The sequence below is a fragment of the Bariatricus sp. SGI.154 genome (assembly GCF_050313795.1).
Lineage (GTDB): Bacteria > Bacillota > Clostridia > Lachnospirales > Lachnospiraceae > CAMBRQ01.
Window position 1 is genome coordinate 1 of the sequence record NZ_JBNPMC010000064.1, and the last position, 8,932, is coordinate 8,932.

9 protein-coding genes and 1 pseudogene are annotated in these 8,932 nt (G+C 41.0%); all 10 read left to right on the top strand.

What is annotated here, in order from left to right; genetic code table 11:
* A partial coding sequence (locus ACQRBN_RS17095; protein ID WP_427740294.1) for a hypothetical protein occupies window positions 1-198 on the top strand: 198 nt, incomplete at its 5' end.
* Window positions 185-742 carry a hypothetical protein gene (locus ACQRBN_RS17100; protein ID WP_427740295.1) on the top strand — a complete coding sequence of 186 codons (558 nt, stop codon included), beginning with the start codon at window positions 185-187 and terminating at the stop codon, window positions 740-742. The genes ACQRBN_RS17095 and ACQRBN_RS17100, both read left to right, overlap by 14 nt.
* A gap of 479 nt (window positions 743-1,221) precedes the next feature.
* On the top strand, window positions 1,222-1,608 hold the full coding sequence (gene tnpA / locus ACQRBN_RS17105; protein WP_427740297.1) for an IS66 family insertion sequence element accessory protein TnpA: 387 nt from the start codon (window positions 1,222-1,224) through the stop codon (window positions 1,606-1,608).
* Window positions 1,598-1,720 (top strand): hypothetical protein, encoded by a 123-nt coding sequence (locus tag ACQRBN_RS17110; protein WP_427740298.1) that lies wholly within the window; start codon window positions 1,598-1,600, stop codon window positions 1,718-1,720. The genes tnpA and ACQRBN_RS17110 overlap by 11 nt, the downstream gene beginning before the upstream one ends.
* A 57-nt stretch (window positions 1,721-1,777) precedes the next feature.
* Window positions 1,778-3,682, top strand: a complete 1,905-nt coding sequence (locus ACQRBN_RS17115; RefSeq protein ID WP_427740299.1) for a tyrosine-type recombinase/integrase — start codon at window positions 1,778-1,780, stop codon at window positions 3,680-3,682.
* Entirely contained in the window at window positions 3,679-4,662 is a 984-nt protein-coding gene (locus ACQRBN_RS17120; RefSeq protein ID WP_427740300.1) for a tyrosine-type recombinase/integrase, read from the top strand. The genes ACQRBN_RS17115 and ACQRBN_RS17120 overlap by 4 nt, the downstream gene beginning before the upstream one ends.
* Window positions 4,655-5,677, top strand: a complete 1,023-nt coding sequence (locus ACQRBN_RS17125) for a tyrosine-type recombinase/integrase (RefSeq protein ID WP_427740301.1) — start codon at window positions 4,655-4,657, stop codon at window positions 5,675-5,677. Before ACQRBN_RS17120 ends, ACQRBN_RS17125 begins: the two co-directional genes overlap by 8 nt.
* A 124-nt stretch (window positions 5,678-5,801) precedes the next feature.
* Window positions 5,802-6,104, top strand: a pseudogene (tnpB, locus tag ACQRBN_RS17130) (IS66 family insertion sequence element accessory protein TnpB); the annotation flags it as partial.
* Between the two features lie 269 nt (window positions 6,105-6,373).
* Window positions 6,374-8,002 carry an IS66 family transposase gene (gene tnpC, locus ACQRBN_RS17135; protein WP_427740303.1) on the top strand — a complete coding sequence of 543 codons (1,629 nt, stop codon included), beginning with the start codon at window positions 6,374-6,376 and terminating at the stop codon, window positions 8,000-8,002.
* A gap of 542 nt (window positions 8,003-8,544) precedes the next feature.
* A partial coding sequence (locus ACQRBN_RS17140) for a reverse transcriptase domain-containing protein (protein WP_427740304.1) occupies window positions 8,545-8,932 on the top strand: 388 nt, incomplete at its 3' end.

Below are 8,932 nucleotides of genomic sequence, written 5' to 3' on the forward strand. Positions count from 1 at the left end.
GTTTTACTTAATCGAGTTATACAGTTTGAAAATGATTTTGAAAATTGTGTGCTTGATGAAGATGAAAGAAATCCGCAGTATTTAGAGTTTAGTACGTTTGCGAAGAATCATCGAACAAGAACTACAAATAAAATTGAACGTACAGAAAGGGTAAAATTTTTATCTGACTATTTAACAGGAGAAAATGATGGAGAATGATGAATTAAAGACATATATAAATGAATGTACAGAAAAATTATCTCCATCGGTTCCGCTATTATATGAGGCAAGTTTCTTTAAAATATTTGTAAAGTTTGAAGTATACTTAGCGAATATTTTTGAAGATTATTGTATAGGATTGCAAAGTGGTAGAGGATATTGTCCAGAAAGAAAATTAGCATTTAGTGATAGGGAACATTTGAGAGCGGTTCTTCGGGGAGATAAGCAATATGTAGAATATATAAAGAAAATAGAATTACTATCTAAACACATTTTTGTGGATAATCCTTTTAATATTATTTTTGATGTTGCAGAAAACTTGACAATGTTAAATCAAATGATCACCTTGAGAAATTACATTGCTCATGAAAGTGGTGAAGCAAGGATTAAATATGTAAAAACTTGTTTGGGAAATGGACAATTTATTGAACCGTCTACATATTTGTTAAAAAAGAATAGAAGAACATCAAAATCAAACTATACATTGTATATTGAGAAAATAGTAGAGATTTCTGATCTTATTTTAGAGGAACCTTTAGTATGATATTTAAAATATAGGTAATATCTAAAAATATGTTTTGGGACTAAAGTGGTACTAAACTCGGTTGATACCCTAAATAACATTAAAAATATATATAATATGAATACGAAAACAGAGGAAAATGTAGCTAAAATACTACGATTACACATTTCCTTTGGGGAGTTTGAGTGATGGAATGGGATTGAAAAAGCCTTTATTTATGCAGGTTGCAAGCAAATTTGTTTAAGCGCTGGCAACGATTTGGCAACATTATTGCATTATTCATCAAATAAAATACTTCAATAACATAAGAAAACCTTACTGATTTTCAAGCATTTTGAAGCTGAAAGTCGGTAGGGTTTTTTGCATTGTGTGCCGAGCATGGCACTAATCTTACTGGTGAGTAAACGTCAAATCCTCCGCCTTGAATTTTAATCCGATTCATGCAAAACTTTAAAAAACTCAGAAAACTAGTTAGTTTTTAAAGTAAAGGAGGCACATGAATGGACCGAATCACTCATCAAGTCCGGCTTGCAAACTGGACTAAAATAATTGAACAATGCAACAACCGTCCTGCTGGAACAACTGCAAAGCAGTGGCTCAGCGACAACGGAATCAGTGACAAAAGTTATTACTATTGGCTGCGTAAGCTGAGACAAGAAGCTTACGCTAATGCAGAAAAGGAATTTCCTGCTGTCACACCTTCGCAAGAACAACAACCCCCCGTAACCTTCGCAGAGATTCCACTGCCAAATCAGCAGAATTGCATGGCGGATACCTTTAAGGCAGATGCTGTTATACATACCGGAACTATGGTGATTGGCATATCAAACACGATATCTGATACGCTATTATCTCGGCTTCTGGAGGTGGCTCATCATGCTTGCTGAAGCAGCTGGTGTGAAAAAGATCATCATTGCCTGTGGATTATCCTCACGATATTTTTATCCTCATCTTTTTGATGGAGCATTAATTTTAGCCAGTTTTTCAATAGAAATATAAGGATAAAAATTTATATGCGATAATGAAATCACAATAAAACCGGAAGGATGTGATTTCATGAATTACAATAAAACTGTAGAAAAAGTAATGATGCTGCTAAAAGAAAAGGAGGTATGTTCCAGCAGTCAGAAGTCGCATAGAGATTGCTATGAATCCCTTGGGCTTTTTATAAAGCAAAGAGATGGAAGTTATTCAGAGGCGATCCGTGAAAGCTGGCTTGCAGAGATCAAGAATGAATTACCACGGCAAAGGTGTGCTGTATGGGTACAGTATGCATATCAGTTAGAGGAAATGGACTTTACCGGAACTATTTCTGACCGCAGGCTTTATCTGAACCGGTCAAACTATGACAAGCTGCCTGCACTATGGCGAAAGGATCTTGATGTGTATCTTGCTGATTGTAGCAGCCGCTATACAGCCCGGACATTGAAACTGACCCGGATTTACTGTTCAGAGGGATTACTTTTTCTGGATGATATGGGGGTGCATGCCATTGCTGATATCACTTATGACGCAGTCATAAAGCTGATAGGAGCAAAAATGTACTGTTCTGATGATACAAAGGCCATGATATTGAACAATACTGCGCGTATGATCAGATTCTATGGAGAAAAAGGTCTTTGCCCTATGAACTACAGCCTTGTCTTGAAATGCCAGATATATCCTCATATCGGGTCAGTATCTGAGTTCTCAGCTGAGAGCCGGAGAGCTCTGGATAAGATAACTGACGTAACTTTGTCGGCAGATGAATTCCATAAAACAATCACGCCTTTTATTGAGCTTTTGGAAGCTCATGGATATGTTGGTACGACCCTAAACCTTGCCAGACATGCCTTGACCGCACTGTACCTGTTCCTGGATATGCATTTCTTCGGATTTCATCAGGATATCATGTGGATCTGGTTTGCAGAAATCAATAGAACGCTGGGGCATTCATGGCGCCATTGGCGGCGAGTCCTGAAATTTTATGAAGATTATACCCTGATAGGTGATATACATCCAGATGGTAAGTACAAATATGATCCAATCATGTTTGATGAACTGCCATCATGGTGCAGAGAGGCTATATCAGGGCTGCTCGATCAGAAAAAGCGAGAATTTCGGGATGCAGGAACAATAAAAAGTTACCGTTGTTCCTGCACTCGTTTCTGCAGATTTCTGGTTGACCATGGCTATGAAAGTTTCAACCAGCTTTCACCCACAATCATAAAAGAGTTTTCGCGCTATGATGAGCATACAACTTTTCAGGGACGGTCTGGCTGCTTTGTGGTCGTAAGGGCGTTTCTGCGCTATCTTGCTGAAAAGGGATATGCAGATAATCACAGTCTGGATGTATGCCTGATGTCAGGGACTGCTCCGCAGGAGAAGATCATTGATGTGCTGTCTGATGAGCAGTTACAGAGAATCAATACTTTTCGGGCGGAACACAATGAACCTATAGAACTTCGCGACATTGCAATAGTTTTGCTTGGAGTGAGGATGGGGCTGAGGGCATATGATATCCTGGCACTCAGATTTCAGGACATTGACTGGAAGAACCGTCAGATATCCATTGTTATGAAGAAAACAAAAACGCAGATCACTCTTCCGTTGCCTGTTGAAGTTGGCAATGCTGTATATTCATATATAACATCCGGCAGACCAAAGACCGGTACTGAATATATTTTTATCAGATCAAAAGCTCCATACGGAAAACTTACCGGTAAGGTATGTACAAAAGCGCTCTACCGTATCCTGCCTGAGAGAAAAGATGTAAAAGGCGGTGGTTTTCATGTGACCCGCAGAACCTTCGCAACAAATCTTTTGCGGAACCATGCAGGGATTGATGATGTCATGGACGCTCTTGGACATCGTGATCCTACAAGTGTTATGAAGTATCTGCTTCTGGATGATGAAAGAAGCAGAAAATGTGGATTATCCCTGGACCGTGCCGGGATCCTCATGGAAGGAGGTTTGGCATGAATATCAGTGGATATCAATTCCAAAGCTGTTTTGCACCGTACATTGAAATGTTTTTACAGGAAAAACGGGCTGCTGGTTTTATATATGAAAGCGAAGAATGGAAACTGAAACACTTTGATGTTTTCTGTATAGAGGAATCCGTTAAGGAGCCACATCTGAGCAGAGATCTTGTAAAGAAATGGGGAACTTTACGTGATGGCGAAGCTCTCGTCACGTGCTCCGCCAGAACATCCGTAATACGACAATTCGCATTGTTTCTGGTTTCATTGGGGTTAGAAGCTTACATTCCATCTAACTTTTATAAAGCTGAGAAAACAGTAGTACATATCCTGTCAGATGCTGAAATAAAAGCATTCTTCGAAGCGGTTGATAGTTACGCTCCAGCAGTCAGCATAATAGGTTTTTATCGGCTGGCTGCCGAGTATAAGGTACTCTTTCGGCTCATTTATTGTTGTGGCCTGCGCATTTCAGAAGCAAGAAAACTACACTGGATGGATATGGATCTTAGACAGGGAACAATCCGCATACTGCATTCCAAAGGACATAAGGACCGATTGATACATATGCCTGAGGACCTTACAGAACTGTTACGGACATATGAAAAAGTCATGTACGATAAATATCATTGCCTGTCGGACTGGGTTTTCCCTGCAAGAGAAACTGAGAGGTGCCTGAGTAACTGTACAATTGATAAAAAGTTCCGGGAATTCTGGGCTTTGACACCGTATGCGGAATACTGTGACAAACCTCCGACAGTACACTGCCTCAGACATACTTTTGTGGTAAAACGGATGAATCTGTGGATGGAAGAAGGTATTCCGTTAAAAGAAATGCTTCCTTTCCTCAGCAGGTATTTAGGTCATCAAAGCCCGGATGAAACTTTCTATTACTACCATCAGGTTGCCGAAGCGTTCCGTATAATCAGGGCCAAAGATAGGACTGGAAAACTTGTAATCCCGGAGGTAAACACTGATGAGTAGAATAAAGCCACAGAAGAAGCTGTTCTTTTCAAAGACCCTTGAATTCCTTGAACATTACCTGCCGGAGCAGGCACTAAAAAGTAGAAATACGGTGGAGACTTACCGGGATGCACTGACAGTTTTCAGACGATATGTAACAGACACTCTGCATCTGTCTATACGCTCCTTCGGATTCGAGGATTGTACACATGACCTGTTGTTGTCCTATATGGAGTTTCTGAACAAAAATGGAAATGCCGAAACTACCTGCAATAACAGGCTGGCAGCAATCAGGGCATACCTCTGGTATGTTGCGGATGGTGATATTTCGTTACAGTCAGTAGCACTGACGGCTTCACATGTTCCCTTTCTCAAAGTGCCAAAACTGACAAGGGAAGTGATATCTGAGGAGGATCTTAAAGCATTGCTTTCAGCCCCTCCGAATACAAAGATTGGCCGAAGGGATCAGATGATCCTTATCTTACTTTATGATTCGGCCATCCGGGTCTCTGAATTGTTATCGCTTGATGTCTCTTCAGTAAATCTGGATGCTGAGATACCTTACCTTAGAATATACGGAAAAGGTGATAAGGAACGAATCGTTGCTATCACAGACACAACTGCCGACCACATGAGGAATTACCTAAAGGCTTTTCATCCAACGAAGGATCCTGACTCGCCACTGATATTTACAGTCATAAAAGGCAGGAAAGATAGGATGTCTGTAGGAAATGTAGAACGTATCATAAAAAAATATGCATCCAAGATACGTCCTGAACATCCTAATCTGCCGGAACACTGCTATCCGCACATGGTTCGCCGAACCCGTGCAACAAATCTGTATCAGGATGGAACTGAACTGGAACTTATCTCCAGGATACTTGGACATTCCTCAACGGAGACTACCCGCATTTACGCGGTTCCTTCAGTGGAAATGATGCGCAAAGCAATGGAATCCGGCAAAATGTCAACAGATGAAAAACCGCTGTGGCCTGATGATGAAGCAGAAATGGCACGAATCTGTGGTTTAAGATGAAAATGTTATCCTCATCTTTTTGAAGCGCAGACAAAGAAAAATGGCTGTTGCCAGAAAAGATGAGGATAAAAATATCGTGAGGATAATCCACATTATCCTAACATTAGGATAATGTGGAAGGACGGATCTTCGAAAGGGTATTGATGGTCTTGCCCAACTTATTGGCACGAAATACGACCTGAATCCTTTTGAAAAAGATGTTCTGTTCCTGTTCTGTGGAAGCCGTGGTGACCGTATACGAGGACTCCTATGGGAAGGAAATGGTTTCCTGCTTTTGTATAAGAGGCTAGAGGACGGTTCATTCTCGTGGCCGCGTACTCCTCAGGAAGCTGCCGAACTGACACGGGAACAATACCGTATGCTCATGATGGGACTGAATCCGTTAAATCCCAAAATCAAAGATGTCAATCCACAGAAAATCTTCTGATTTTTATGCAAAACGGAGATTTTTTCGACGGATTTAAACTGAAATATATGGTCCATATGGTGACTTTTACATCCGTCACCAGACCGCTTCTATCTGGTCATATAAATGACACAGAGGAAAAAATGAACCTTGAAAACTCTATATTTCCTTGTTCGTCAGTAAAGTATTTACGCATTTTTATCCATAGGCATTATGACGAATGGCACCTGAAGGAAGATTCGCCATATCCTGGATCTTGCTGTATAATAGAATCCAGGAGGAGCATTCATATGAGTAAGAAACATACCCTGAACGAACTGAATAACATGAGCCGTGAAGACTTGATCACGATTGTTCTGACTATGCAGGGACAGCTCGATACACTGAATGACAATATCGAAAAACTCATAGAGCAGGTACGTCTTGCGAATCAGCACCGTTTTGGCCGCAGTACAGAAACTTTAAAATCCATTGATGGACAGCTCTCTTTTTTCGATGAAGCTGACACTCTTTTCGATCCTAATGCAGTGGAACCAGAGGCAGATGAAGTCGTTCCTGCAAGACCACGTAAAAAGAAGGCTAAGGGACAGGGTAACATCGACCTGAAAGATTTCCCGGAAGAGATCATTCCGACACATGGTGTTTCCGAAGATGCACTGGATGCATTCTATGGAAAAGGCAACTGGAAACGTATGCCGGATGAAACTTACAAACGTTTGCGCCATGAACCGGAATCATGGACAGTCGAAGTCCATACAGTCGAAGTGTACGTCGGAACAGATGGCTATCACCAAGATGAGTTTGTCCGTGGAGACAGACCAAAGGATATCTTTCCGAACAGTATTGTTACCCCATCACTTCTCGCATCTATTCTGAATGTAAAATATGTGAATTCCTCACCACTTTATCGAATTGAACAGGAATTCCAGCGTAATGGTGTAAATATATCAAGACAAACGATGGCGAACTGGATCATCAACAGTTCTAATCGTTATTTTTCTGCGCTTGTGGAACGGATGAAGCAGGAGTTATTGAAACTTCCAGTTACACAGTCAGATGAGACACCAACTCAGGTGATCCATGATGACCGTAGTCCAGGTAGCAAGAGTTATATGTGGGTGCACAGATCCGGTGAATTCTACAAAGAATGTCCGATTGTTATCTATGAATATCAAAAAGGTCGAAACCACGAACTGCCACTGGCATTCTATCAGGACTATAGCGGAGTACTTGTGACAGATGGATTAAAGCAGTATCATCTGCTGCAGGATAAGATTCCAGGCCTTATGAATGCGAACTGCTGGGCACACGCAAGGCGTGATTACGCAGATGCCATAAAAGCAGCAAACAAAGCAGATGGCGAAGCAGTAAAACGTTCCATTGCCTATCAGGCATTGAAGCGAATTGCTTTAATATATGAACTGGAAGGTACTTTAAAAGACCTGACTCCAGAAGAGCGTCTTCAGGAACGGCAGAACTCGATCAAGCCGTTGGTTGAGGAATATTTTACGTGGGTAAAAAAACAATTATCTGATACAACAGTTCTGCCAAAAGGCAAAACTGCTGATGGTTTAAAATACAGTGTAAATCAGGAGCAATATCTCAAAGTCTTTCTTGAGGATGGCAATGTACCAATCGATAATTCGGCCTCCGAAAGATCCATACGTACTTTCTGTATTGGCAAGAAGAACTGGATGTTCCATGATTCCGTAAAAGGAGCAAGGGCAAGTGCTGTAATCTACAGCCTGTCTGAAACAGCAAAGCTCAACAACCTAAGACCGTATCATTATTTCAAACACCTGCTTACAGAACTTCCAAAGCTCTGTGATGATGAAGGAAATATAGATTCTACAAAACTGGATCATCTGTTGCCTTGGTCAACAGAACTCCCGAAAGAATGTAGGAAACCACGCCGCTAACAATCTAGCGGCGTTAATTCATCGGTAAGCGTACGATTTGACGTTTACACTGGTGAAAGTCCAGTCACGGGTATTTACCGCCAAGTGTAGTGAACCACAAGTCGGTATCAGTAATGGTATGGATGAAGGAAGTGGTGTAGCAAAGTTCTTGAGCCTACGAACAGAAACTTGATTAGGCGATTAGGTGGGTAAAGTTGCAATCCAAACTGAAGCCCGAAGGGTAAACGTAAACCGAAATTGTAAATCAAGAGGTTGTGGAACGAAAGATTAGTGTCTTACCTCGGGAGACCCTACTCACATACTGAAAGGTATGGTCGAAAAAGGTTTGGAGAGGGAGTCAGATGATGTCATAGTAGGCGAATACCCGCAGGGCACTTAGCCGAAGGACTGAAACGATTTATAGTACGAATCGTTATGTTTAAAATAATACATGAGCCAGAAATCGGGTGGACAGGAAAAGCAGGAGCGTAACCGAGGAATACTGTCTATACTTAGAGGGGTGTTATGTATGAATTTTGGGATAGGTCAGAGGAGTAACAACAATGGAATTGATGGAAGTGATTTTATCAAAAGAAAATCTGAACAGAGCCTATAAAAAGATAGTTGCCAATAAAGGTGCAAGTGGTGTTGATGGAATTACTGTAGAAGAACTGGGAGATTATATAAGGGAGAACAGAGAGAAAATCATTACATCTCTTAGAAATAGAACTTATATACCGAAACCAGTCCGAAGAGTATACATTCCGAAAGACAATGGTAAGAAAAGGCCATTGGGAATACCGACGGCACTTGACAGGACTATCCAGCAGGCAATAGCACAGCCTATATCTGATATTTATGAAGAGATATTCAGTGACTACAGTTATGGTTTCAGACCAGGAAGAAGTTGTCACGATGCCATCAGACAGGCATTGGAGTATCTGAATGATG